Genomic DNA, 25,446 nt, shown 5'->3' on the forward strand with positions numbered 1-25,446 from the left:
CCCGTTGGGCGCGTGCTGAACCTCCACCCACAAGGGCACGCCGAACCCCCGCGCCCCCGAGGTGAACCCGAACCCGCAGGGCGCGCTCGAACTCGGCCCCCGGGCAGCGCTCTAGCCCGGCCCGCTGGTGACGGCGCGATGGGTCGCGCCGGTGGTCTCGATGATCAGGCGCCCGCGGGAAGCGCTCTACCCGGCCCGCTGGTGACGGCACGGTGGGTCGCGCCGGCGCTCTCGACGATCAGGCGCCCGCGGGAAGCGCTCTACCCGGCCCGCCGGGCACCCATGACCCAACCCCCTAAGGGCGCGCATGCCCCACAACCAGGGCGCCAAGGCCCGACGACCACAACCACGAGCAGCGACACCCACCGACAGCGCTCGCCGAACCCCAACCCCAAGGGCCCGCTTGTCACGCCGACGGCGCCAAGCCCGACAACCACAACCACGGGCAGCGACAACCCGTCCACCGTGCTCGATGAACAACCCCGCCGCCGACCTCACCGCCGACTGGCTCGTCGCCGACCGCGGCCCACCCGCGTGACCTCACCGCCGGTCCGGCCCGTCGCCGCCTCCGACCGCCCTCGTCCTCAGGAGGTCAGAACCCCGATCCCCAGGCTCAACGCCCCAGCCGCCAGGCAGACCGCCCCCAGCCACACCATGACGATCGCCCCGTTCGGCGTCGTCCGCCCCTTCCCGGCCGACGAGGCGAAGAACCCGCCCGGCATCAGAATCGCCGCGGCCAGGATCCCGACCCGCCCGAGCCATCCGATGACGCCGTCGAGGCGGGCGAGGTCCGCGTAGAGGACACCGACCAGCCCCAGCGTGACGAGAACCCCGGCGTGCGCATGCCCGGCCCGCGCGAAGGCCTGCTGGAAGGGCGTCATCGGCACCGAGCCGCGCACGATCTTAGTGAGGAAGTATCCACCGAACTCGATGGTCACGATTGAGAGCAGGGCGATCCCGGCCAGGATGCGGCCGGCGTCGGTGAACTCGAACTGCATTTCGGGCCTCCCCCGTCACTGCCTTGTTAAGCTATGGCAGTGACGATAGTCGGAGGAGGCATCACTGGTCAAGCGGCGATAGACAGTTACGTTGCGACCTGGGTCGATCTGTGTCTGGCGATCGTCAACGACCTCGCGATCGAGGTACGGCAGGGTCGGCAGGTGCCGGCCGACACCGGGCTCGCCGACGCGTTCGCGCACCTGGCGGCCAACCCGCTGACCAAGGACTTCGAGGTGTCATCGGCCGACGTCGACGATCTGGGCTCGGCGGCGCGACGCCTGCACATCGCGATCGACACGTGCATCGCCGGCGACCTGCTGACCGCCGCGTTCGCGCTGAACACGGTGCTGGCGGAGTTCGGAGCGGTACCAAATCTGCATGCCACTCCCGGAGGGGTGCCGCATCTGGCCTTCCACGGGGCGGACGCGCCGATCGTGGACGCCTGGGCGGCCGAGTCCGCGACCGCGCTGGCCTTTCTCATCGGTACGCGCCAGACCCATCGGCTCGGCCAATGCTCGGCCGACACCTGCGACGCGTACTACCTCGACTCGACGAAGAACGCGTCCCGCCGCTTCTGCTCGCTCGCCTGCCAGAACCGTGCCAAGTCGGCCGCCTACCGCCAGAAGCGCCGCGACCAGCCCGAATAGAAACTGTCGTACCCACCCGTCATCCTGTCTCCGTGAACCTCATCGCTCGCGCAGCAGGCGTCGTAGTAATCGGGCTCGGCGTGGTAGCCACCGTCGCCGGCCTGGCGCTGCCGTGGACGATGGCCGGCGGCCGGCATCCTGACCTGGTCACCATCGCCGGCATCGCCTTCCTGGGGCCGCTCCTGAGCGGGCTCTGCGTCGTGTACGGGCGAACGGAGCCCCGCCGCTCCCGCCTGATCTCGGTGGTGGCCGGAGTCGCGGCCGCGGCGGCGACCGTGATCGCGGTGGCGCTCGCCCGCCTGGTCGAGCCGAGCGCGGGCATCGGCCTCGGCGGCCCCGTCACCGTCGTGGGCACCGCGGCGCTGGTCCTCGGCTGGGCGACGCTGGTCGTCACCGGCGTGGGCCGCCTGCCCGGCGCGAACTGGCGACGATGGACTCCCGTCGGGATTTTCGCAGTTGTACTCGCTGTAGCCGCCGGATACGCCATCTCCTGGGCGCGCGAGGGAAGGTTCGTCGACTCGACCACCGCCGGCGCGGCTCCCTCGGCCTCGCAGACGCAGATTTGGCCGCTGGCGTTCGCCGGGACCCAGCTCGTGGGCGTGCACAAGGACCTGGCGGTCGTCCGCGCGAGCGACGGCATCCGGGCGGTCTGGCTCAGCAGCGGCAGCACGGCCTGGCAGTACCTGCGCTCCGACTTACCCAGCCAGACCGCGGGGCTGGTCGACGGCGCGGTCGTGGTCGTGTTCGGCACCGACGACGGGGTGCTCGTCACCGCCCTCGACGCGGCGAGCGGGGCGGAGCGGTTCTCCAAGCGGTACCAGTCCGGGAAGATGGCGACCGTGCACGCCGCCGGCCGCACGGCGGTGCTGTCCGGGGCCGGGACCGGCGCCGGTGACCTGCTCGGCATCGACGCCCACGACGGCACCCAGCGCTGGCGGTGGACCCCGGCCCGCGGCGGGGCGCCGTGCGACGTGACCGACCTGGCCGGCTCGCCGCAGACCGTCGCGGTGGGGCTGCGCTGCCGGGCCCAGGGCGTCGACGACGTCGCCGTCGGGCTCGACACCGCGACCGGGGCCGAGCGCTGGTCGTGGCACGCGATCCAGCGTGGTACCGCCGAGCTGCGGGTCCTGCCCGTCGGCGCCGGGTTCGTCACGCTGACGGGCGCGGCTCCGCAGCGGGCGACGTACATGGACGCGGCCAACGGCTCGGTCGGCCCGCGCCACGACGCACCCGGCACGCTGCCGCTGTCGGTGGGCGCGAGCATCGTCTACGCCGACCCGGGCTCGGCCCAGGCCCACCTCGCCTCCGTCGAGGCCGCGACGGGCAAGGTGCAGTGGAACGTCGGCCTGGCCGGCCTGGGCGGCTACCAGCCGGTGGCGGCCACGACGGCGGACGGCCGCGCGTACCTCCTGTGGCGCAACACGGCGGGGGCCCTCCGCCTCCTCACCGCCTCGACGAACGACGGCTCGACGACCGAGGAGCGCGCGATCGCCTGCAACACGCGCTGCCCGGAGGCCACGATCGAGGCAGCGAACGGCCACGCGGTGGTCGCAACCCGAGAGGAGAAAGCCACGCAGCTGTACTTGAGCGCAATCTGACCACGGCGCCGCAGAAGGCCGGACGCGGCGCCGGCCCACGCTGGGCAGAGGACCGGGCCGCATGAGACCGGGAGCGGCATCCGTTCGCGCTGGACAGAGGACCGCGCCGCATGAGACCGGGAGCGGCGCCGGCCCACGTTGGGCAGAGGACCGGACCGCATAAGATCGGAAGCGGCATCCGTTCGCGCTGGACAGAGGACCGCGGCGCATGAAGCCAGGAGCGGCGCCGGCCCGCGCTGGGCAGAGGACCTGACCGCATGAGACCGGAAGCGGCATCCGTTCGCGCTGGACAGAGGACCGCGCCGCATGAAGCCAGGAGCGGCACCCGGCGGCGCTGGACGGAAGATCGGGCCGTGCGAGGCCTGGAGCGGCGCCCGTCCACGCCGAACGGAAGACCGGGCCGCATGAAGCCGAGAGCGGCACCCGGCGGCACCGGACGGAGGATCGGGCCAGGAGTGGCGCCGTCCGCGCCGAGCGGAAGTGCCGGTCGTGTGAGGCCAGGAGCAGTGCCCGTCGGCGCTGGACAGGGGACGGGCCGCGGGCGCCCGGGGACGCGGCACGGGCGCGGACGGGAATCACCGGCCGCCGTGAACCCGAAAGCGGCGTCGGGCCGGCGAGCGGGAACTGCGGGGCTGGCAACCGTATTCAGGCTCGAGAGTTGCGCTCTCAAGCCGGCTGCCGAAACGCATGATGTGTACCGGGTCGGCCGCAATGGGCGACGTCGCGCGCATGATCCGGACCAATGGGCACCGCCGTGCAGGGAAAGCGCGAAAGCTATTTACGAACAGATCGCTTCCGTGTGTTTCTGGATGTCCACGCCGTGTTTGCGCATGAAAGACAGGGGCTCTGTCGTTCTGGCGTACCTCGAAGTGCAGGTGTGAACCGAACGAGTGGCCCGTGTTGCCCACCAGGGCTAGCTGATCCCCCGCCCGGACCTGCTCGCCCTCCTTGCACAGGAGCTTGGAGGCGTGGCCGTACACGGTCACGATGCCGTCGCCGTGGTCGATCATCACGTTGTAGCCGTAGCCGGCGTTCCAGCGGCACAGGATGACCTTGCCCGCGGCTACGGCCACGAAGGGGGTGCCCTGGGCCGCGCCCTGGGCCGCGCCCGGGTGCAGGCGGCCCCAGCGCTCCCCGTAGAACGAGGTCAGCGTGTACTTGCGCAGCGGCAGGATCCACACGTCGGGGGCCGGCTGGTTGGCCGTCGTCACGGTGCTGTGCACGTCGCCGCGGCTCGCGCGGTCGCCCGACCGGGTGGTGATGTCGTCGTAGTTGCTCGTCGACCGCATGGTCAGGTCGCCGGTGTGCGGCTCGCCCAGGGCGGTCGCGGTACCGAGGGCCACGACCCCCGAGGCGACAAGCGCGGTGGTGAGCACGGCCAGGTACCGGCTGCGCGGGCTTTCGAGGCTCCTCCGGCGGCGGCCCCGGTAGTTGGCGCGCGAGGTTGCTGTGGGCAACGCAGGAACCTCCGAGTCGCGAACCGTCCGGAACATAAAGCGGCAGGAAATCGTGAATATGAATCAAAAATGGTCTGAACCGAACGTCACCGTAGTCATGCCGGAATCGTCCGCACAAGTTGTGGTGCGCGCCGCGCCGAGGGAGATGCGTGATTATGCCCGTCGGGTTGGTTGTGCGTAACCCGATGTCCTGTGGTCGTTGCGACACCCCGCCCTGCGGAAAAGGCCACTCGAAAAGCATCGCGGAAAAGGCTGCGGTACCTTCGGCTGAGGCCCCGCGACGGTGCGGGACCCCAACCCAGTGGCCGCCACGAACGGCCGGGAAGGACCGTGAGGATGAGCGCGCGGACCCGCGTCGTCATCGCCAAGCCTGGCCTCGACGGACATGATCGAGGCGTCAAGATCGTTGCTCGTGCGCTGCGCGACGCCGGCATGGAGGTCATCTACACCGGGCTGCACCAGACGCCCGAGCAGATCGTGGAGACCGCGATCCAGGAGGACGCCGACGCCGTGGGGCTGTCGGTGCTCTCGGGCGCGCACATGACGCTGTTCAAGCGGGTGATCGAGCTGCTGGCCGAGCGGGGCGCCCCCGACGTCACCGTGTTCGGCGGCGGGATCATCCCGGACGAGGACCTGCCCGAGCTGCAGCGGCTGGGTGTGGCGGCCATCTTCACGCCGGGCGCGACCACGCAGTCCATCGTGGAATGGGCTCAGAAGACGCTGAACGCCGAATAGGCCGGCGTCAAAGCCGAAAAGGCAAAGGGGGAGGGGCCGGACGCACCCCTCACACGTCCGGCCCCTCTATCGCACGATGCCCCGCCGCCACCCCTCGACCGACAGGGCATCGGCCGTTCTGGTGCCGGCCTCGCCCGCAGGTTTTCCCGTGGGCGGGCCGACACTGCTCTCAACGACGATGCGCCGAGGGGGTTACGCGGGTCTCGCCCGTGTCCCCCGGAAGTGAAACCCGTGTCCCCGGGAGTGAAACCCGTGTCCCCGGAAGCGAAAGCAAAATCCCGGAACTGAAAGTGGAATGGGGCACATCGGGGAACCCGCGCCGCGCCCGGCCGCTCACCCGTGACTAGGCTGCGATCGTTGAGCCGTCCTCGCGATGGGGCAGGCGGCACGGTTGACGGAACGGGACCAACTGTGGACCTGTACGAGTACCAGGGGCGCGCCCTCTTCGCCAAGCACGGGCTGCCCGTGCTGGGCGGCGGTGTCGCCGAGACCCCTGACGAGGCCCGGGCGATCGCCGAACAACTCGGCGGCCGGGTCGTCATCAAAGCCCAGGTGAAGGTCGGCGGCCGCGGCAAGGCCGGTGGCGTCAAGCTCGCGGAGGGCGCCGACGAGGCGACCACGCACGCGACAAACATCCTCGGCATGGACATCAAGGGCCACACGGTCCACAAGGTGATGGTCACCACCACGGCCGACATCGCCGAGGAGTACTACTTCTCCTACCTGCTCGACCGCGCGAACCGCACGTTTCTGTGCATCGCCAGCGTCGCCGGGGGCATGGAGATCGAGACCGTCGCGCACGACGCGCCGGACAAGGTCGCCAAGGTCGCCATCGACGCGGTGAAGGGCGTCGACGAGGCGACCGCGCGGCAGATCGTCCAGCAGGCACAGTTCCCGGCCGACGTCGCCGACCAGGTCGTGGCGATCGCGGTCAAGCTGTGGGACGCGTTTGTCGCCGAGGACGCCACCCTCGTCGAGGTCAACCCGCTGGCCAAGACCACCGACGGCACCGTGCTGTGCCTCGATGCGAAGGTCACGCTCGACGCCAACGCGGACTTCCGCCACCCGGACCACGAAGAGCTCGAGGACAAGGCCGCGGCCGACCCGCTGGAGCAGGCGGCCAAGGAGAAGAACCTCAACTACGTGAAGCTCGACGGCAACGTCGGCATCATCGGCAACGGCGCGGGCCTGGTCATGTCGACCCTGGACGTCGTGGCGTACGCGGGCGAGGGCCTCGGCAGCAAGCCGGCCAACTTCCTCGACATCGGCGGCGGCGCCAGTGCCCAGGTCATGGCCAACGGCCTGGAGATCGTGCTGGGCGACCCCGACGTGAAGAGCGTCTTCGTCAACGTCTTCGGCGGCATCACCGCCTGCGACGCTGTTGCCAACGGCATCGTGCAGGCGCTGCAGCTGCTCAAGGACCGCGGCGAGGCCGTCGCCAAGCCGCTCGTGGTGCGCCTCGACGGCAACAACGCCGAAGAGGGCCGCCGTATCCTCGACGAGGCCGCCAACCCGCTGATCGAGCGGGTGGACACGATGGACGGCGCGGCCCGCCGGGCCGCCGAGCTCGCAGCGAGTGGGGTGTAACGACCATGGCGGTATGGCTGACCGAGTCCAGCAAGGTCATCGTGCAGGGCATGACCGGCGCCGAGGGCTCCAAGCACACCCGGCGCATGCTCGCCGCGGGCACCGACGTGGTCGGCGGCGTGAACCCGCGCAAGGCGGGCCAGCAGGTCGACTTCGACGGCACCAAGCTGCCGGTGTTCGCCAGCGTCCGCGAGGCGATGGAGCAGACCGGCGCCGACACCAGCGTCATCTTCGTCCCGCCGGCCGGCACGAAGTCGGCCACGCTCGAGGCGATCGACGCGCAGATCCCGCTCGCGGTGGTCATCACCGAGGGCGTGCCGGTCCACGACACGGCCTCGTTCTGGGCGCACGCCCAGGCGACCGGGAACAAGACGCGGATCATCGGCCCGAACTGCCCGGGCATCGCCAGCCCCGGCAAGTCCAACGCCGGCATCATCCCGGCCGACATCACTGGCCCGGGCAGGATCGGCCTGGTGAGCAAGTCGGGCACGCTGACCTACCAGATGATGTACGAGCTGCGCGACATCGGCTTCTCGACGTGCATCGGCATCGGCGGCGACCCCGTCATCGGCACCACGCACATCGACGCGCTCGCCGCGTTCGAGGCCGACCCGGAGACCGCGGCGATCGTCATGATCGGCGAGATCGGCGGCGACGCCGAGGAGCGGGCCGCCGATTTCATCAAGGCCAACGTGCGCAAGCCGGTGGTCGGCTACATCGCGGGCTTCACCGCCCCGCCCGGCAAGACCATGGGCCACGCGGGTGCGATCATCTCCGGTTCGGCGGGCACCGCCGACGCCAAGAAGCTCGCGCTCGAGGCGGCCGGCGTCGCGGTCGGCAAGACCCCGACCGAGACCGCCAACCTCATGCGGGACATCGTCACCGCCCTTTAAACGCAGTTCGGACGGCCGGGGTTAGTGACCGGCCGTCCGGACTTTGGCAAAGTACAAGGCGATGCCGACCACCACCCCTGAAGACCCGGAAGAGGGGGCGCCGACCCGGCTCGCCGACCGCGAGACCGTCCGGCTGCCGATCCAGCGGCGCTCGGTGCGAGGCAAGGACCCCGCCAAGCGCCCGGCTCGCCGTGCCCCGCTCGCCCTCGCCGCGGTCGTCAACTCGTTCTGGGCCGCCCTGGTCTCCCTGGTGCCGACCCTGCTCGTGGTCTGGCTCCTCTTCGCGATGGACAGCTCCGGCGCCCCGCTCGGGCAGGTGCTGCGCCTCGGGCTCGCCGGCTGGGTCCTGGCGCACTGGGTACCGCTGCAGACCGGCATCGGCCCGGTCAGCCTCGCCCCGCTCGGGCTCACCGCCATCGCCGCGTGGCGGGTCTACCGCGCGGGCGTGCACACGGCCCGCGCGATCGGCGCCCGCGCCCACCACAAGCGCATACCGTGGTCCCCGTGGCCGGCCGCGCGCGCCGGGGCCGGGATCATGGTGGTGTACGCCGGGCTGGGCGCCCTCGCCGCGACGATCGCCGGCCACAAGGGCATCAGCGTCCCCATCGTCCGCGCCGCGTTCACCTTCGGCGGCTTCGGCCTGGTCGCGGGCTCCCTCGGGGCGTTCGCCGAGGCCCGCGGCATCGCCCGGCTGGCCGTGCGCACGCCGCGCGTGCTGCGCGACGCGACCCGCACCGGGGCCGTCGCCGCGCTGCTCATCCTGGGCGCGGGCGCGGCGACCACCGGCATGGCGGTCGCGTTCAGCGGCGGCGACGCGAGCCAGATCATCGACGACTACCACACCGGCATCGCCGGGCAGATCGGCCTCGTGGTCGTCTGCGGGTTCTTCGCCCCGGACGTGACCGCGTGGACCGCCAGCTACCTCGTCGGGCCCGGGTTCACCATCGGCTCGGAGACCTTCATCAGCGCGGCGCACGTGACGGTGGGGTCTCTGCCCGCGGTACCGCTGCTGGCTGGTCTGCCTTCAACCCCCGCGACCGGTTACGCGCCGCTGCTGCTCGGCCTGCCCCTGCTCGCGGCCCTCGTCGCGGGCTGGCTGCTGGCGCGCCGGTCGCTGCGCCTCGATCCGGACCGCTCCTGGTTCGCGCTGCTCGGCTCGGCGGTCCTGGCCGGGCCCGTCGCCGGCCTGCTGCTCGCGCTGGCGAGCGCCGCGGCGAGCGGCTCGATGGGCGCCGACGGCCTGGCCGACATCGGGCCGCACGCGGGCGCGGTCGGCTTCGTCGCCATGTTCATGGTCGCGATCGGGGCGCTGCTGGCAACGGCAGCGACCAAGCTGGCACTGCGGGCAAAAAGAGCGCGCGAGTAAAAGAGGCGAGTAAAAAGGGCGCGCGGATAAATCCCGCACGCCCTTTCAAGCAGCTATCGATTTACGGGTAGCTGTACCCCGTGCTGAGGTTCAGGGTCAGCGACAGGATGAGCAGGATCACCCAGAGGCCGACGGCCACGCCACCACAGATGAGACCGGCGAGCGCCTGGCCCCGGTTGTTCGCCAGGCCCTGCTTGACCTTGTTCATGCCGAGGTAGCTGACGATCACCGCGGCGATGCCCAGGGGCAGACCGATCGAGAAGCAGCACAGCAGCGGGATGGCCGCGATGCCCAGGATCATGCCGACGAGGCCGAGGGTGTTCGACGGCTGCCCGCCGGGCTGGCCGTAGGGCGCCTGGTAGCCGGCGGCCGGGTACGCCCCGCCGCTGGTCGGGTAGGCGCCGCCGCTGGTCGGGTACGCCCCGCCCGAGGTCGGGTACGGCGTGCCGGAGACCGGGGGCTGCTGCGCGTACGGGTCCTGGTACGCGGGCTGCTGCGGCTGGGCGTAGGGGTCCTGGTACGCGGGCTGCTGCGGCTGCGCGTACGGGTCCTGGTAGCCCGGCTGCTGCTGGGGCTGGCCGTACTGGGGCTGGCCGTACTGCGGCTGCTGCGGCTGCTGCGGCTGGCCGTAGGGATCCTGGTTGGGCTGCTGCCCGTACGGATCCTGGCCCGGTGGTGGGTAGCCCATGACTTCTGGCTCCTAAGGCTGGGGACTGTCGGCTGCGTGGTGGTTCGCACCAGGGTAGTCCCGAGGGGATACGGAACCACGGCAGCCTACTTGCCCCGATCAACTCTGCGCAGTGGTAAATGGTTGAGTGTCGGTAACGCGCGGGTACTTTGTCGGAATTCATCCGCAAATGCCGGCGGACCCGGCGCTGAGCAGGGGCGACCCGGCCGATAGAGTTTCGTGGTGACAGTTCGGCTTGTCGTGCTCGTGTCCGGTTCCGGGTCAAATCTGCAGGCCCTGCTCGATGCGGCCGCCGATCCGGCCTACGGCGCCGAGGTCGTCGCGGTCGGCGCCGACCGCCCCGCGATCGAGGGCCTGGCGCGTGCGGAGCGTAACGGCGTGCCCACGTTCGTCGCGCAGGTCGGGAACTTCCCTACTCGGGACGAATGGGACGCCGCGCTGCTGGCCGAGTGCTCCCGGTTCAAGCCCGACCTGGTCGTCTCGGCCGGATTCATGAAGCTCGTCGGACCGCGGTTCCTGAGCGAGTACCAGGGCCGCTATATCAACACCCACAATGCACTGCTCCCGGCGTTCCCCGGCATCCACGGCCCGCGCGACGCGCTCGCCTACGGCGTGAAGCTCGCCGGGGCCACGCTGCACTTCGTCGACAGCGGCGTCGACACCGGGGCGATCATCGCGCAGGTCGCGGTGCCCGTCCTCGACGACGACACCGAGGACACGCTCCTGGAGCGGATCAAAGCGGCCGAGCGCCGCCAGCTGGTCGACACGGTCGGGCGGATGGTGCGCGACGGCTGGACCGTCAACGAACGAAAGGTCAGGCTGGGCCGTGGCTAACCGCCGTCCCATCAGGCGCGCGCTCATCAGCGTGTACGACAAGACCGGTCTCGAGGAGCTCGCGCGCGCCCTCGCCGGCGCCGGTGTCGAGCTCGTCTCCACCGGCTCGACCGCGGGCCGCATCGAGGCCCTCGGCCTGCCGGTCACCCGGGTCGAGCAGCTGACCGGCTTCCCGGAGGCGCTGGACGGGCGGGTCAAGACCCTGCACCCCAAGGTCCACGCCGGGCTGCTGGCCGACCTGCGCCTGGAGGCCCACGCCGCCCAGCTCGGCGAGCTCGGGATCGAGCCGTTCGAGCTGCTGGTCTCCAACCTCTACCCGTTCACCGACACGGTCGCCTCCGGCGCTTCCGACGACGAGTGCGTCGAGCAGATCGACATCGGCGGGCCGGCCATGGTGCGGGCCGCGGCCAAGAACTTCCCCAGCGTCGCGGTGGTCACGTCGCCCGCTTCCTATGATTCGGTACTCCAGGCAGTCGCCGACGGCGGCTTCACGCTGGACGAGCGCCGGGCGCTGGCCGGGCAGGCCTTCGCGCACATCGCCGAGTACGACGTCGCCGTCGCCGCCTGGTTCGCCCGCGACGACCAGCGCTTCGCGGGCACGGCCCTGCGCCACTCGGCGACCCTGCGCTACGGCGAGAACCCGCACCAGGCCGCCGCGCTCTACACCGACCCCGCCGCCGCCCCGGGCCTGGCCCAGGCCGAGCAGCTGGGCGGCAAGGAGATGTCCTACAACAACTACGTCGACGCCGACGCCGCCTGGCGCGCCGCGCACGACTTCACCGAGCCCTGCGTCGCGATCATCAAGCACGCCAACCCGTGCGGCATCGCGATCGGCACGGACGTCGCCGACGCGCACCGCAAGGCCCACGCGTGCGACCCGGTCAGCGCCTACGGCGGCGTGATCGCCGTCAACGCCCCGGTCTCCGTCGACCTGGCCAAGCAGATCAGCGAGATCTTCACCGAGGTCGTGGTGGCGCCGGCGTACGAGGACGGCGCGGCCGAGCTGCTGACCGCCAAGAAGAACCTGCGCGTGCTGCGGGCCCCGGCCTGGAAGCCGGCCCCGGCCGAGCAGCGCCAGATCTCCGGCGGCGTACTCGTACAGGCGGCGGACCGCATCGACGCCGACGGCGACTACACGAAGAACTGGACCCTCGTCACCGGCACCGCCGCCGACGAGGAGACCCTCGCGGACCTGGCCTTCGCCTGGCGGGCCGTGCGGTCCGTGAAGTCCAACGCCATCCTGCTGGCCGCCGGCGGCGCGACCGTCGGGGTCGGCATGGGGCAGGTCAACCGGGTCGACTCGGTGCGCCTGGCGATCAGCCGGGCCGGCGAGCGGGTCACCGGCTCGGTCTGCGCCTCCGACGCGTTCTTCCCGTTCCCGGACGGCCCGGAGGCCCTGATCGCGGCGGGCGTGAAGGCGATCGTGCAGCCCGGCGGCTCGATCCGCGACGAGCAGGTCATCGCGGCCGCCTCCGCCGCCGGGGTGACGATGTACTTCACCGGCACGCGGCACTTCTTCCACTGAGCTTTTGTGTAACCGCCCCGGTTACGGCAGCGTGACCGGGGCGGGCACCTTGGCCCCGAAGTAGGTCGCGACCGCGTCGCTGACCGCATGGGCGCCCTTCTCCAGGGTGCCGCCGGGCTTCTGCTCGTACATGGCGGCCACGACGTAACGCTCCCCGTCGCCGGCGAACCCGACGGTGTGGGTCACCCAGACGTTCTTGCCGTCGACCGGCTTCTCGGCCCAGCCGTCCTTGTTGCCGGGCTTGAGCGCCGAGCCGGCCGCCCAGACGCCCCAGTGCTGGTTGCCCGCCACCTTGCGCAGCGTCGTCACCAGATACGACCGGCTGGTCGCGTCGAGCTTCTCCAGCACGTAGGTCATCAGGTTCTGGAGGTCCTCGGCGCTGCACCGCAAATTGCGCCAGAAGGTGTCGTACCCGTCGATGACCGCCAGATCGCCCATGCCGTACGTCGCCTTGAACCGATCGAGCATGTCCGGCCCGTCGAACTTGTTCCACAACGCCGTGGCGGCGTCGTTGTCGGAGTTGATCAGGGCCTTGTCCAGGTTCGCCTTGTCGGCCGCGGCGAGCGTGATCGCCTTGGCCTGCTGCCGCTCGAGCAGGTCGGCGGCGATCGCCAGCTTGATGGTCGACGCGGTCCAGGTCGTGGCCCGGGTGTCCCCGGCCCGCCAGACCTGCCCGGTCTGCCGGTCCCGCACGATGATCCCGAAAGTGCCCGGCTGCTTCTGCACGAACGCGAGCGCCTGCGCGGCCTTGCCCTGCGCGGCGCCGGACGCGGGCGGGGCGCTCTGGCCCTGCAGCCCCGCCGACCCGTCGCCGGCCTGGCGCCCCTGGCTCGCCGCGGCCGCCGGCTGCGGCTGCGGGGTGGCCTCGTCGCCGCACGCCGTCAGGGCGAACAGGATGAGGAGGGCGACAACGCCGCGCCGGAGCAGCACGCCCTGCACTCTAATGGCAGGATCGGTTTCCGTGACGGCAACGATTCTCGACGGTAAGGCGACCGCGTCCGCCATAAAGGACGAGCTCCGCGTGCGCGTGAAGGCCCTGGCGGCCCGGGGCATCACGCCCGGCCTGGGCACCGTGCTGGTCGGCGACGATCCGGGCTCGCACGCGTACGTGGCGGGCAAGCACCGCGACTGCGCCGAGGTCGGCATCGCCTCGATCCGCCGCGACCTGCCGGCGACCGCGACCCAGGCCGAGGTGGAGACCGCGGTGCGGGAGCTGAACGAGGATCCGGCGTGCACGGGGTACATCGTGCAGCTGCCCCTCCCCGCGGGCCTCGACGAGCAGCGCCTCCTGCAGCTGATCGACCCGGACAAGGACGCCGACGGGCTGCACCCGACAAACCTGGGCCGGCTCGTCCTGAACATCCCGGCCCCGCTGCCGTGCACGCCGAACGGCATCGTGCAACTGCTGCGCCGGTACGACGTGCCGATCAACGGCGCCGAGGTGACCGCGATCGGCCGCGGGACGACGGCGGGCCGGCCGCTCGGGCTCATCTTCACGCGCAAGACCGAGAACGCGACAGTGACCCTGTGCCACACGGGGACCCGCGACCTCGCCGCACACACGCGCAACGCGGACATCGTGATCGTCGCGGCGGGCTCGGCCGGGCTGCTGACCCCGGACATGGTCAAGCCGGGGGCGGCGGTGCTGGACGTGGGCGTGACCCGGGTCGTGGACGAGGCGGGCAAGGCGCGCCTGGTGGGCGACGTGGCGCCCGGCGTGGCCGAGGTGGCCGGGTTCCTGGCCCCGATGCCGGGCGGAGTCGGGCCGATGACGCGGGCCATGCTCCTGGCCAACGTCGTGGACCTGGCCGAACGCCGGTAACGCCCCGGCGCGACTGCGACTGCCTGCGGACCCGGGTGGTCGCGGCCTCCGGCTGCGGCCCCGACTGCGGGTGTCCGCGGTCCCGGCTGCCGGCGGGCCCGCCTGCGCCCGCGGCTGCCCCCGGCCCCGACTGCCCATGGCCCCTGCCTGCTCGCGGCCCTGTCTGCGGCCGCGCCTGCCCGCAGCCCCGGCTGCGGCCGGACTGCCCGCGGCCCCGACTGTCCGCGGGTCCGTCTGCGACTGCCGGCGGGCCTGCCCGCGGCTGCGGCTGCCACGGCCCCTGCCTGCTCGCGGCCCTGTCTGCGGCCGCGCCTGCCCGCGGCCGCTCGCGCCCACGACTGCCCGCGGCCCCGGCCGCCTGCGGCCGAGGCTGCTCGCGGCCCTGCCCGCGACTGCCTATTGCCCAGCCCGCGCCCGCGGCCGCTCGCGGCCCCGACTGCTCGCGACTGCCTATTGCCCAGCCCGCGCCCGCGGCCGCTCGCGGCCCCGACTGCTCGCGACTGCCTATTGCCCAGCCCGCGCCCGCGGCCGCTCGCGGCCCCGACTGCCTGCGGCCGCGCCCGCGACTGTCCGCGGCCCCGCCCGCAGTAGCCGGATTTATCTCCCGACAGGGTATAAATGCGATATGTCGCGGCGCGCAGCGCCCGACATATCGGGCTCGGCGTTCCTTAGATCTTCTCCACCGCGGCGTGGCGCAGGACGATCCACATCACCTGGTCGCCGAAGTCGATCTGGGCCTGCGCACGCGGGCCGGCGCCCTCGACCGCCAGTACGCGGCCGAGGCCGTAGCGCTGGTGGTTGACCCGGTCGCCCACGGCGAGGGACGGGATGTCGCGCTGCAGCTCGCTCGCCGTCGACAGCTTCGAGCCGTCCAGGCCCAGCTTCGCGGCCAGCTGGGCGGCCTTCGGGGTGCCGCCGACGAACGACGACGTGCGGGACTGGGTCGCGCCCGAGGAGCGGCCGCCGACGCCCGCGCGGCCGGACCAGCTCGTGTACGCCGCGTCCGTGCGCTCCCAGCGGACCAGCTCCGGCGGCAGCTCCTCCAGGAAGCGCGACGGCGGGTTGTAGGACGGCTGGCCCCACGCCGAGCGGGTCACGGCCCGGGAGATGTAGAGGCGCTGGCGGGCGCGGGTGATGCCCACGTAGGCCAGGCGGCGCTCCTCCTCCAGCTCCTTGCGGTCGCTCATCGCGCGCTGGTGCGGGAAGACGCTGTCCTCCAGGCCGGTGAGGAAGACGACCGGGAACTCGAGGCCCTTCGCGGTGTGCAGGGTCATGAGCGTGACGACGCCGGTGTGGTCGGGGTCGTCGCTCGGGATCTGGTCGGCGTCGGCGACGAGCGAGACCTGCTCGAGGAAGCCGGCGACGCTCGGGGGCGGGGCGGCCGTCGCGTCGCCCTGCTCGGCGGCGACGGCGATGGTGGCCTCGGCGCGCTCGGTGTACTCGCGGGCGACGCTGACGAGCTCCTGGAGGTTCTCCACGCGGCCCGCCTCCTGCGGGTCGGTGCTCTCCTCGATCTCGCCGAGGTAGCCGGAGCGCTCCAGGGCGGCCTCCAGCACCTCCTCGGGCATCGCCGTCTCGGCCATCGTGCGCAGCTCGTCGAGCAGAGCCACGAAGTCGCCGATCGCGTTGACCGCGCGGCTGGAGATGCCGGGGGCCTCGGCGGCGCGGCGCAGCGCGGCGCCGAACGAGATCCGGTCGCGGCTCGCGAGGGCCTCGATGCAGGCCTCGGCGCGCTCGCCGATGCCGCGGCGCGGGGTGTTGAGCACCCGGCGGACGCTCACCGTGTCGTCCTCGTTGGCCACGGCACGCAGGTAGGCCAGCGCGTCGCGGACCTCCTTGCGCTCGTAGAAACGCACGCCGCCGACGACCTTGTAGGGCAGGCCGAAGCGGATGAACATCTCCTCGAAGACGCGGGACTGCGCGTTGGTGCGGTAGAACACGGCCACGTCGGCGGGGCGCACGCCCTGCGTGTCGGAGAGCCGGTCGATCTCGCGGGCGACCCAGTCGGCCTCGGCGTGCTCGGTGTCGGCGACGTAGCCGACGATCTGCTCGCCGGCGCCCTGGTCGCTCCACAGCCGCTTGGGCTTGCGCTCGGTGTTGCGCCCGATCACCGAGTTGGCCGCGGACAGGATGGTCTGGGTGGAGCGGTAGTTCTGCTCCAGCAGGATCGTGTGCGCGTTGGGGAAGTCGCGCTCGAACTCCAGGATGTTGCGGATCGTCGCGCCGCGGAAGGCGTAGATCGACTGGTCGGCATCGCCCACCACGCAGAGCTCGCCGGTCTCCCCGACCAGCTCCTTCACCAGCATGTACTGCGCGTGGTTGGTGTCCTGGTACTCGTCGACGAGCACGTGGCGGAAGCGCCGGCGGTAGCTCTCGGCGACCTCCGGGTGGCTCTGCAGCAGGTGGACCACGCGCATGATGAGGTCGTCGAAGTCGAGCGCGTGCGCCTCGGTGAGCCGCTGCTGGTAGAGCGTGTAGGCCTCGGCCAGCGACCGCTCGGCCGGGCCCTTGGCGGTGCCGGCGAACGTCTCGGGGTCGATCAGCTCGTTCTTGAGGTTCGACACCTGGGTGGCCAGGCCGCGGGCCGGGTAGCGCTTCGGGTCGAGGTCGAGCTCGCGCGCGACGAGCTGCATGAGCCGGCGCGAGTCGTCGGCGTCGTAGATCGAGAACGTCGACTTCAGCCCGGCGTGGTCGTGCTCGGCGCGCAGGATCCGCACGCAGGCGGAGTGGAACGTGGACACCCACATCAGCCGGGCGCGGTTGCCGACCAGCTTGGCGACGCGCTCCTTCATCTCGCCGGCGGCCTTGTTGGTGAACGTGATCGCGATGATCTCGCCGGGGTGCACGTGGCGCTCGCCGAGCAGGTAGGCGATGCGGCTCGTGAGCACCTTGGTCTTGCCGGACCCGGCGCCGGCCACGATGAGCAGGGGCTGCCCCTCGTGCGTCACCGCGTCGCGCTGGGGACCGTTGAGCCCGTCCAGCAGCTCGCGCTTGGGTGGCCTGGACTGCGCCGCCGGGGCCTCGGGCTGCGGCTGGCGCGACTGAGGTACTTCGAAGAGGGCATGCATCGCACGGGCGACTCTACGCCGACCCCCCGACAGTTTCCGTCGTCCCGGGCCGGGCGGGTCGTACGCCTGACCGAAAACCGACGTGTCCCAAGTTGCGGAACAACTTTCCGGCGGCCTCGGCGGCGTGCCATACTCGGCTACGTGATCGAGCGGGTGCGCTACTACTTTTTTTACGGCTACCGGAGTCCGGCAGCCGTAGGTCGCGCCTGATCGCAGAACCTACCGACGCCCCGGGCTCCGAAAAGCCCGGGGCGTTCGCGTTCCCGGGGAGCCCACCCGACACAGAGGAACGAAGAGAAATGGCCGCCATCACCATGGAGCAGCAGCCCGCCGACGCCCAGCCGGCAACCCCCGACCAGCACATCGCCGGCCTGCGCAACCGCATCGACGAGATCGACTCCGCGCTCGTGGCACTGTGGAAGGAACGCGCCTCGATCTCGCAGGAGGTCGGCAAGACCCGCGTCGCCGCCGGGGGCACCCGTCTCGTCCTCAGCCGCGAGCGCGAGATCCTCGAGCGCTTCTCCCAGGAGCTCGGCGCCGACGGCACGCAGCTGGCGCTGTTGATCCTGCGCGCGGGCCGTGGACCGCTGTAGACGGTACAACTAGGAACATGACCTTTCCTCCCTCGGCCGCGCCCCTGACGGACGTCGAGCGCGTGCTGTGCGTTCTCGCGCACCCCGACGACGTCGACTTCGGCTCGGCCGGCACGATCGCCACCTGGGTCGACGCCGGCATCGAGGTCGCGTACCTGCTCGTGACGCGGGGCGACGCGGGCGGCTTCGACGACACGCCGCGCGAGGAGATGCCCGTCCTGCGCGAGGCGGAGCAGCGCGCGGCCGCCGCGGCCGTGGGCGTCAAGCAGGTGGATTTCCTCGACGGGTACCGCGACGGCATTCTCGAACCGACGATCGGGCTGCGCCGGGACATCACCGCGGCCATCCGCCGGTTCCGGCCCGACCGCGTGCTCACGAGCTCGCCACTGCGGCGCTGGGAACGCCTCGCCGGCCCGAGCCACCCGGACCACCTGGCGGCGGGCGAGGCCACGACGTGCGCGGTGTACCCGGACGCGCGCAACCCATTCACGTTCACGGACATCGGCCTCGAGGCGTGGACCGTGCGCGAGATCTGGTACAGCGGCGGGCCCGGGCCCGACCACTTCGTCGACGTCACCGACACGTTCCCGCGCAAGCTCGCGGCCCTGCGCGCGCATGCCTCGCAGACCTCGCACCTGGACGACTTCGAGGAGATGCTGCGCGAGCGGCACGCGATGGTGGCGCGGGCGGGCGGGCTGCCTGAGGGTCGGCTCGCTGAGGGCTATTCGGTCTTCTCGACCGGTTGAGTCGTCTGTTCCCGACATGTCGGGTGCTCCGCGCCGCGCGGACATGTCGGAGTTTTCGCCTGACGGGGTTTATGTCGGCTTACCTGGACTTTGGGGCCGACGAAACGACGCTCGGCCGATGGTGGCGGGAGCTTGCGCTCCCGCAACGTGTAAGCGTGGTCCCTGCTCGTTGTTGCGTGCGGTTATTCCTCTTGGCCGTGGTTTGCCGGCGGGTTCGTGCGGGTCGTCATTCGGTGGTCCCGGATTTGTGCGCCATCTGAAGGGGGGCGGCGGGTTTCTGGGTGGGTTGGGATAATTGTTTTGTGGTCGGGCAGATATCTTTGTTCAGTCGGTCGCAAGTGGCTGCTATGCGGGATCGGACTCGGGCGCGGAATTGGTCGCCTTCTCAGGATGCGTTTCGGCGGGAATGCAAGGAGCGTCGCTACTGGGGGCTGAAGCGGCGGTATGCGGAGAAGCTTCGGCGGGAATATGGCAGCGAGGCGGCTGGGTGGGCGAGCTTCGCGCGGCGGGCGGCGGAGGCGAAGGCGGGCTACGAGCAGCGGGCTGCGGCTGCCCTTGCGCCAGGCAAGTCGGCTCCGGTAGTTGAGCAGGTCGAATGCCCGGTCCAGCCGGTCGGACGAAACGAATGCCCGGTCGCGCCGATTCCGCCGGTCAGGCAGCTCGAATGCACAGTCCAACCGGACCCGACGGTCGAACACAACGAATGCGCGGGCGCGTCGATTCCGTCCGTTGAGGAGACCGGATCTCCTGTCCCGCCGGATGGGCGGGCCGTGGAGCCTGTCATCGCCGACAATTACGGCGATCCCGCGCCGCGGCCGAACAATGGATGGCGTCGCGCGTCCGCACCGCTGCCCGTCGGCACCATTATCGCGCCGTTCGGCCGGTGCTCCAATACGCGCACCAATCAATCAGTATCCGCGGCGGGCGATCAGACCAAGCGGCGGTCGGCGGCCCAGCGCGACAATTCGTACCGGTTCGACATCTGCAGTTTGCGCAGCACGTTTGACACGTGCGTCTCGACCGTCTTGATCGAGATGAAGAGCTCCTTGGCGATCTCCTTGTACGCGTACCCGCGCGCCAGCAGGCGCAGGACCTCGCGCTCGCGGTTCGTCAGCTGGTCCAGCTCCGGGTCGGCCACGGGCGCGTCGGGGCGGGCGGCGAACGCGTCCAGCACGAAGCCGGCGAGGCGCGGCGAGAACACCGCGTCGCCGTCGGCCACTCGGCGGATCGCGTCGGCGAGCTCGTCCGGGGAGATGGTCTTCGTTACGTAGCCGCGGGCGCCCGCTCGGATCAAGCCGATCACGTCTTCGGCCGCGTCCGAGACCGACAGGGCCAGGAAACGCACGTGCGGGTGGGTGCGGCGCATCGCGTCCAGGACCGCTCGGCCGCCGCCGTCGGGCATGTGGACGTCGAGCAGGACTACGTCGGGTTCCAGGGCGGAGATCTTCTGGACCGCCTCGGCCACGGCGCTCGCCTCGCCGATCACGTCGACGTGCAGGCCTAGCTCGGCGCGTACGCCGGCGCGGAACATCGCGTGGTCGTCGACCAGGAACACTCGCAGGCGCTGGGTCTCTTCGGTGCTCATCGCTCTCCGCTTTCGGTGTTGGCCGGGTGCTTGCGGCGCCGGGCCTCGGTGTCGATCGGCATGCTGAGGCGCACCTCGGTGCCCTCTCCCGGCGTGCTGCGGATCTCGGCCTTGCCGCCGTGGCGCTGCATGCGCAGGATGATCGAGCCACGGACCCCGTGGCGATCATCGTCCACCGCGGCCAGGTCGAAGCCGGCGCCCCGGTCACGTACGAAGACGCTGATGCAGTCGGGCTCGACCTCGGCGTACAGCGAGATCGTCTGCACCTTCGCGTGCTTCGCGGCGTTGACCAGCGCCTCACGCGCGGCCGCGACGATCGCGCCCGCCTTCTCGTCGACGTCCACGTCGCCGACCACTACGGTCTCCACGGCGACCGCGAAGGTGTCCTCGACCTCGGCCGAGGCCTCCTCCAGCGCGGCGCTGAGCTTCTCCATGGGCGAGGCCGTCGGCTTGTACAGCCAGTTGCGCAGGGTCCGCTCCTGCCCGCGCGCCAGCCGTTGTACCTCCTTGACGTCGCCCGCGTTGCGCTGGATCAGGGCGAGCGTGTGCAGCACCTGGTCGTGGATCATCGCGGCCAGCTCGGCCCGCTCCTGCTCCCGCACGCGGGCCTCGCGCTCGGTGCTGAGCTGGGTGAACATGCGGTACAGCAGCGGCGCGAGCGCGAGCCCCACGCCGGCCAGGGCCACGGCCGCGAAGCCGAGCCCGTAGCCGATGGAGGAGAAGGGCACACCCCGCAGCGGTACCCCCACCACGAACACGCCGATGATCCCGGCCACGACGAGCAGGCCGCCACCGACGAAGCGGACGAGGTACGACTTGCGGTTGTTGTCCATCACGGAGCCCAGCCACGGCATCCCCGGCACGGTCGCCGACCAGCGCTCACGGCGCTTGGGGTCGGCCTGGTGCCAGATGATGCCGGCGCCCAGCGCGATGATCGCCGCGAGCCAGCCGATCACGGAGGAGATGCTGCCGTCGGGCTGCACCATGAGGCGCAGGATCACGATGCCGACGCCGAGCGCGAGGAACGAGAACAGCTGGTTGACGTTGCGCCCGCCGCCGCGCCCGTGCGGCTGCAGCGGCAGGACGGCCCAGAACGCGGCGTAGAGCAGCGCGCCGAGCCCGTTGAAGGCGGCCAGCACCACGAACGCCACCCGCACCAGCACGACCGACGCACCCAGGTGCGCGGCGATGCCGGCGGCCACGCCTCCCACGACCCGGTCGGCGGGCTCGCGGTAGAGGCGGCGGACGGGGAACGGGCTGCTCATCGGGCTCGTCTCTGCTCGACTGCGGATTCGGTACCTCAGATCGTCACACGAACCACCAGGCGAAACCACTCCGAGCGCCCCGGAGCCGCAGAATCAGGGTGGCGTCAGGGTCGATGCCTGAGGCGTTCCACCCCACCCGTCCGCGAGCATGGAAGGCATGACGAACCCGCCTGCCGCCGACGAGCCGGCCGCCAACGCCGCCGCGGAACGGGCCGCGGAGCCAGTGGACGAACGCAAGCCCGCCCACGACCCCGCGCCGCTCACCGCATCCGGCGCCGGCGACCCCACCCCCAGCTCCGCCGAGGTGACCGAGGACCTCGACGCGGACGAAACCGACAAAACGCTCAAGGACGACGCTCCCCGCCTCGAGGCCGAGTACGCCTCGCCCGACCCCGCGGCCCCGTTCGAGTGGCCCGCCGAGGACACGGACCAGCCGGCCGCGCCGCCGCCCCCGCCGCCATCGGGGGCAATGCCGGGAGCGATGCCGCCGCCCGGGAGCATGCCGCCCCCCGGGGCCATGCCGCCGCCCGGAGGCATGCCGCCACCGCCGCCGTTCGGGGCACCGCCGTTCGGCTTCGGCTCGGCCGGGTTCAACCGGAACCTGCTCGTACGCCCCCAGCAGGGGCGGTACGTCGCCGGCGTCTGCGCCGCCATCGGCCGCGCCACCAACACCGACCCCACCCTGTGGCGGGTCATCTTCGCCGTGCTGACCCTGGCCGGCGGGGTGAGCATCGTCGCGTACCTGCTCGGCTGGCTCCTGCTGCCGTCCGAGGGTGACACCGGCTCCCCGCTGGAGGCGCTGCTCGGCCGCGGCCGCTCCGGCACCTCCGCGCCGCTGGCGATCGTCATCGGCGTCTGCGCGGTGCTCGCGTTCCTGCTGGTCATGTCCCAGAACTTCGGCGCCGCGCTGGTCGGGCTGGCCGTGGTCGTCGGCGTGATCGCCCTGGTCGTGCGCGGGCAGGGCAACCAGCAGCAGGGGCCGCCCCCCGGGCCGTACGTGCCACCGGCCGTGCCGAACCCGGCGCCCGGCCCGTTCGCGGCGACCGGCTCGTCCTTCGGCGGCCCCCAGTTCGGCGGCCCGTCGTACCAGCCCACCGCCGGCGCGCCGAACCCGTCGTACGGTCCCATGGCGTTCGGGGCGCCCTCGTTCGGCTCCGCCCCGACCCCGCCGCAGGCCCCGGTCACCCCGGGCGCACCCGTGGCGAGCGCGCCCCCGGCCGGCTCCCAGGGCGGCGTGAGCACGGCCGAGGAGTCCGCGACCGGCGCCCAGCCGGCCACCGCTCCCCCGGCGCCGCAGCCCACGGCGTACGCGGAGGGCAAGCCGGCGATGACCAGCCCGCGGCCCCCGATGCTGCCGCCGCTGCCGCCCTTGCCGCCCCTGGCCCCGCTGCCGGGTGGCTACCGGCCGCCGTTCGCGCCGCACGGGCCCTACGCGGCCAGCAGCCCGTACGCGGCCAGCCTCGGCTACCCGCCGCCCGGCGCGCCGGTGTCGCCGTACCCGGGCCTGGCCCCTATGCCGCCGCCGAAGAAGCCCAAGGAGAAGTCGCGCCTGGGCCGGATCACGTTCTCGCTGATCCTGCTCGCCCTGGGCGTCCTCGCGGCGCTCGAGGTCACCGTGGCGGATTTCAAGGCGAGCACATTTTTCGCGGTACCGCTGGCAATCACCGCCCTTGGTCTGATCACTGGCGCCTGGCTCGGCCGGGCGCGGGTCCTGATCCTGCTCGGCGCCGTGCTGAGCATCGCTCTGGCGATCGCGACCGCCGCGGCGCAGACCACGATGCCGCACAGCAGCGAGAACATCAGCATCCAGCCGGGCTCGTTCGACGAGCTGCACGATCGGTACAGCACCGACATCGGCGACATCGACGCCGATCTCACCCAGCTCAACTTCGTGGCCCAGGAGGTGTCGCCGACGGTCGTCGAGTTCCACGTCGGGGCCGGGAACCTCGACATCCAGGTCCCGCCGAACGTGGACGTCACCGTCAACGTGCACATCCAGGGCGGCGACTGCCACATCTTCGACAACAACGGCTGCGGCGGCTTCCGCACGAGCACGACGGTCACCGACTACGGGGCCGACGGGCCGGGCGGCGGCAAGCTGGAGCTCAACCTGGACATGCAGTGGGGCGATGTGAGGGTGGAACGATGAAGCCACACCGTCTGGACGGCGTCTCGCTGACGTTCGGCCTGATCTTCCTGGGCATCGTGGTGGTCTGGCTGTTCAACCAGGCCGTCTCGGTGAATTTGAACGCCGGCTGGATCGTGGCCGTGGGCCTGATCCTGTTCGGGGGCCTCGGCCTGCTGGGGGCACTGCGCTCCGACAAGGAGAAACCGGAGCGCAGCAAGGCCGGGGCGAACGGCGACGGGCTGGACTACGACCTCGACGCGGACTGAACCGGGCGGGGGGCCCGGGTTCGCGAGCGAGGACGTGGACCGGTACATCGCGGCACGGAATATGCTGGCCGACGGGGTTCGTGACCCCGTCGGCCGGCTGTCTGTTCCGGCTGGGCCGGTCCAGACCATCATCTGCCTTTGAGGAGCCCTTCCGAGATGACCCAGTTTCCCGTTGGCGGCACATCCGGCGCTTCCCGCCGCCCGATCCAGATCGGTGACCGGGCCGCCCGGGTCCTCGCCTCCGAGCTCGCCCGCCACGGCGGTCCCAAGACCGGCCTGGTGATCGGCGCGGCCGCCGGCTCCGCGGCGCTGGCCGCGGTGATCGACGCGCTGCTGCCCGACGACCGGCTGACCCTCGTCGGCTCCGGTCCCGGCGCGGCCGACGCCCTGCGTGAGCACGTGGAGCGCCAGGGCCGCTGGGTCGCCGAGCGCACCCGCGTGATCGACTCGATCGACACCGCCGAGCCCTCCGACGTGGTGATCCACGCCGAGGCGCTGACCGGCAGCGCCGAGGACGCCCGCGAGGTGCTGGCCGGCCTGGCCAAGCTGGTCACCGACGGCGGCGTGCTCACCGTGGTGGTGCCCGCGACCCGCCTGCCCAGCGGCGCGGCCGACGAGGTCGAGCGGCAGGCGGCGCTGTACGGCGTCGGCAGCGACCTGGTCCTGCGCAACGTCCCGCCGGTGCGCATCCACCGCCTGCGGCACACCCCCGCCCACCACAGCGTGGCCGCGAGCCTGCTGCCGGCGCTGCGCCCGTCGAGCGTGCCGCTGACCCGGGGCATGAACATCGACTCCAACGGCGTGGCCGCGGCCGGCATCGCGCTCGGCCTGGCCGCGCTGGCCAAGGCGGCCCGGCCGAAGTCGAAGCTGTGGCTGGTCCCGGCCCTGGCCGCGGCCCCGGTGGCGGCGTTCTTCCGCGACCCGCAGCGCGACGTGCCCGAGGACCCGAAGGCGGTCGTGGCGGCCAGCGACGGCAAGGTGCTCGGCGTGGAGCGGATGCACGACAAGCGCTTCGGCGACATGGAGTTCCTGCGCATCGCGGTGTTCCTGTCGGTGCTCGACGTGCACGTGAACCGCGCGCCGGTGGCCGGCAAGGTCGTCGACTACTTCGTCGAGGACGGCGGCTACGCGGCGGCGATGAAGCCGGAGGCGGAGCACAACGTCGCGGCGTACACGCTGCTGGAGACGGCCCACGGCCCGGTCGCGGTCGTCCAGCGCACCGGCCTGATCGCCCGGCGCATCGTCCAGCGCGCCCCGATCGGCTCGCTGCTGGCCAAGGGCGAGCGCTTCGGCCTGATCCGGTTCGGCTCCCGCACCGACGTCTACCTGCCCGCGGACCAGGCCGACCCCGAGGTGGCCCCGGGCGACCGCGTCGTCGGCGGCCAGACGGTCATCGCGAGCTGGAAGTAAGCGCCGAACCGGCCCAAACGGCGCGTAACCGAAATATCCGATAAGTCGCGGCGCGCACCGCCCGACTTATCGGACCCAACGAGAACGGCCCCGCTTCCCAGGAGGGAGCGGGGCCGTTCTGCTTCTTCGTCAGGTTTGGTGCGGTCCGTGAAGGCCCGAAGCCGAACGAACCCGGCTCCTTGGCCCCCGGACGGTGACCCACGTGTGGGAGGGGGTTTGGGTGGAGCGGAGCTC

At 71.8% G+C, this 25,446-nt stretch carries 21 protein-coding genes; 14 read left to right on the top strand and 7 right to left on the bottom strand.

The window, feature by feature from the left end:
• Positions 1-584: 584 nt before the first annotated feature.
• Positions 585-998 carry a hypothetical protein gene (locus ACPPVO_RS56685; protein ID WP_426508013.1) on the bottom strand — a complete coding sequence of 138 codons (414 nt, stop codon included), beginning with the start codon at positions 996-998 and terminating at the stop codon, positions 585-587.
• A 39-nt stretch (positions 999-1,037) separates the two neighbouring features.
• Between ACPPVO_RS56685 and ACPPVO_RS56690 the strand changes: the two genes are divergently transcribed.
• The gene (locus ACPPVO_RS56690; protein WP_426508015.1) at positions 1,038-1,646 is read left to right on the top strand and encodes a CGNR zinc finger domain-containing protein; all 609 of its coding nucleotides are present in this window, start codon (positions 1,038-1,040) and stop codon (positions 1,644-1,646) included.
• A 32-nt stretch (positions 1,647-1,678) separates the two neighbouring features.
• Positions 1,679-3,244, top strand: coding sequence for a hypothetical protein (locus tag ACPPVO_RS56695; protein ID WP_426508017.1), 1,566 nt, complete (start codon positions 1,679-1,681; stop codon positions 3,242-3,244).
• Between the two features lie 575 nt (positions 3,245-3,819).
• Here ACPPVO_RS56695 and ACPPVO_RS56700 read toward each other — a convergent pair.
• On the bottom strand, positions 3,820-4,620 hold the full coding sequence (locus tag ACPPVO_RS56700; protein WP_426508019.1) for a M23 family metallopeptidase: 801 nt from the start codon (positions 4,618-4,620) through the stop codon (positions 3,820-3,822).
• Positions 4,621-5,037: 417 nt separating this feature from the next.
• Here ACPPVO_RS56700 and ACPPVO_RS56705 point away from each other — a divergent pair, with 417 nt between their 5' ends.
• The 4 genes from ACPPVO_RS56705 (at position 5,038) to ACPPVO_RS56720 (ending at position 9,282) form a co-directional block, all read left to right on the top strand.
• Complete coding sequence (locus ACPPVO_RS56705) at positions 5,038-5,436, top strand: cobalamin B12-binding domain-containing protein (protein ID WP_360374503.1); 399 nt, start codon at positions 5,038-5,040, stop codon at positions 5,434-5,436.
• A 411-nt stretch (positions 5,437-5,847) separates the two neighbouring features.
• Positions 5,848-7,023, top strand: coding sequence for an ADP-forming succinate--CoA ligase subunit beta (gene sucC, locus ACPPVO_RS56710; RefSeq protein ID WP_360374505.1), 1,176 nt, complete (start codon positions 5,848-5,850; stop codon positions 7,021-7,023).
• A gap of 5 nt (positions 7,024-7,028) precedes the next feature.
• Positions 7,029-7,916, top strand: coding sequence for a succinate--CoA ligase subunit alpha (sucD, locus tag ACPPVO_RS56715; protein ID WP_426508022.1), 888 nt, complete (start codon positions 7,029-7,031; stop codon positions 7,914-7,916).
• Positions 7,917-7,977: 61 nt separating this feature from the next.
• Positions 7,978-9,282 carry a DUF6350 family protein gene (locus tag ACPPVO_RS56720; protein WP_426508023.1) on the top strand — a complete coding sequence of 435 codons (1,305 nt, stop codon included), beginning with the start codon at positions 7,978-7,980 and terminating at the stop codon, positions 9,280-9,282.
• A 61-nt stretch (positions 9,283-9,343) separates the two neighbouring features.
• Here ACPPVO_RS56720 and ACPPVO_RS56725 read toward each other — a convergent pair whose 3' ends face one another.
• Positions 9,344-9,970: a DUF4190 domain-containing protein gene (locus ACPPVO_RS56725; protein ID WP_426508025.1), complete on the bottom strand. Its 627-nt coding sequence runs from the start codon at positions 9,968-9,970 to the stop codon at positions 9,344-9,346.
• A 222-nt stretch (positions 9,971-10,192) separates the two neighbouring features.
• Here ACPPVO_RS56725 and purN point away from each other — a divergent pair, with 222 nt between their 5' ends.
• Both purN and purH read left to right on the top strand, forming a co-directional pair.
• The gene (gene purN, locus ACPPVO_RS56730; protein ID WP_426508027.1) at positions 10,193-10,804 is read left to right on the top strand and encodes a phosphoribosylglycinamide formyltransferase; all 612 of its coding nucleotides are present in this window, start codon (positions 10,193-10,195) and stop codon (positions 10,802-10,804) included.
• Positions 10,797-12,329, top strand: coding sequence for a bifunctional phosphoribosylaminoimidazolecarboxamide formyltransferase/IMP cyclohydrolase (gene purH, locus ACPPVO_RS56735; RefSeq protein ID WP_426508028.1), 1,533 nt, complete (start codon positions 10,797-10,799; stop codon positions 12,327-12,329). Before purN ends, purH begins: the two co-directional genes overlap by 8 nt.
• 21 nt (positions 12,330-12,350) lie before the next feature.
• On the opposite strand, the gene ACPPVO_RS56740 is transcribed toward purH, so the two are convergent.
• Entirely contained in the window at positions 12,351-13,259 is a 909-nt protein-coding gene (locus tag ACPPVO_RS56740; RefSeq protein WP_426508030.1) for a hypothetical protein, read from the bottom strand.
• Between the two features lie 31 nt (positions 13,260-13,290).
• On the opposite strand from ACPPVO_RS56740, the gene ACPPVO_RS56745 reads away from it, so the two are divergent.
• A complete protein-coding gene (locus ACPPVO_RS56745; protein WP_360374519.1) occupies positions 13,291-14,151 on the top strand; it encodes a bifunctional methylenetetrahydrofolate dehydrogenase/methenyltetrahydrofolate cyclohydrolase in 861 nt (286 codons plus the stop codon).
• Between the two features lie 668 nt (positions 14,152-14,819).
• Here the strand turns inward: ACPPVO_RS56745 and pcrA are convergent.
• Positions 14,820-17,219, bottom strand: coding sequence for a DNA helicase PcrA (gene pcrA, locus ACPPVO_RS56750; protein ID WP_426508032.1), 2,400 nt, complete (start codon positions 17,217-17,219; stop codon positions 14,820-14,822).
• 314 nt (positions 17,220-17,533) lie between these two features.
• Here pcrA and ACPPVO_RS56755 point away from each other — a divergent pair, with 314 nt between their 5' ends.
• Entirely contained in the window at positions 17,534-17,812 is a 279-nt protein-coding gene (locus ACPPVO_RS56755) for a chorismate mutase (protein ID WP_426514892.1), read from the top strand.
• A 17-nt stretch (positions 17,813-17,829) separates the two neighbouring features.
• Positions 17,830-18,558, top strand: coding sequence for a PIG-L deacetylase family protein (locus ACPPVO_RS56760; RefSeq protein ID WP_426508034.1), 729 nt, complete (start codon positions 17,830-17,832; stop codon positions 18,556-18,558).
• A 928-nt stretch (positions 18,559-19,486) separates the two neighbouring features.
• Here ACPPVO_RS56760 and ACPPVO_RS56765 read toward each other — a convergent pair.
• Positions 19,487-20,143 (bottom strand): response regulator transcription factor, encoded by a 657-nt coding sequence (locus tag ACPPVO_RS56765; protein WP_360374527.1) that lies wholly within the window; start codon positions 20,141-20,143, stop codon positions 19,487-19,489.
• The gene (locus ACPPVO_RS56770; protein ID WP_426508036.1) at positions 20,140-21,408 is read right to left on the bottom strand and encodes a PspC domain-containing protein; all 1,269 of its coding nucleotides are present in this window, start codon (positions 21,406-21,408) and stop codon (positions 20,140-20,142) included. The genes ACPPVO_RS56765 and ACPPVO_RS56770 overlap by 4 nt, the downstream gene beginning before the upstream one ends.
• A 157-nt stretch (positions 21,409-21,565) precedes the next feature.
• On the opposite strand from ACPPVO_RS56770, the gene ACPPVO_RS56775 reads away from it, so the two are divergent.
• From ACPPVO_RS56775 to ACPPVO_RS56785, 3 genes are all read left to right on the top strand, one after another.
• Positions 21,566-23,557 carry a PspC domain-containing protein gene (locus ACPPVO_RS56775; RefSeq protein WP_426508037.1) on the top strand — a complete coding sequence of 664 codons (1,992 nt, stop codon included), beginning with the start codon at positions 21,566-21,568 and terminating at the stop codon, positions 23,555-23,557.
• The gene (locus ACPPVO_RS56780) at positions 23,554-23,802 is read left to right on the top strand and encodes a hypothetical protein (RefSeq protein ID WP_426508038.1); all 249 of its coding nucleotides are present in this window, start codon (positions 23,554-23,556) and stop codon (positions 23,800-23,802) included. Before ACPPVO_RS56775 ends, ACPPVO_RS56780 begins: the two co-directional genes overlap by 4 nt.
• Before the next feature lie 156 nt (positions 23,803-23,958).
• On the top strand, positions 23,959-25,212 hold the full coding sequence (locus tag ACPPVO_RS56785) for a phosphatidylserine decarboxylase (RefSeq protein ID WP_426508040.1): 1,254 nt from the start codon (positions 23,959-23,961) through the stop codon (positions 25,210-25,212).
• Positions 25,213-25,446: the final 234 nt, after the last annotated feature.

Source organism: Dactylosporangium sp. McL0621, from assembly GCF_049995355.1.
In the GTDB taxonomy this organism is placed as follows: domain Bacteria; phylum Actinomycetota; class Actinomycetes; order Mycobacteriales; family Micromonosporaceae; genus Dactylosporangium.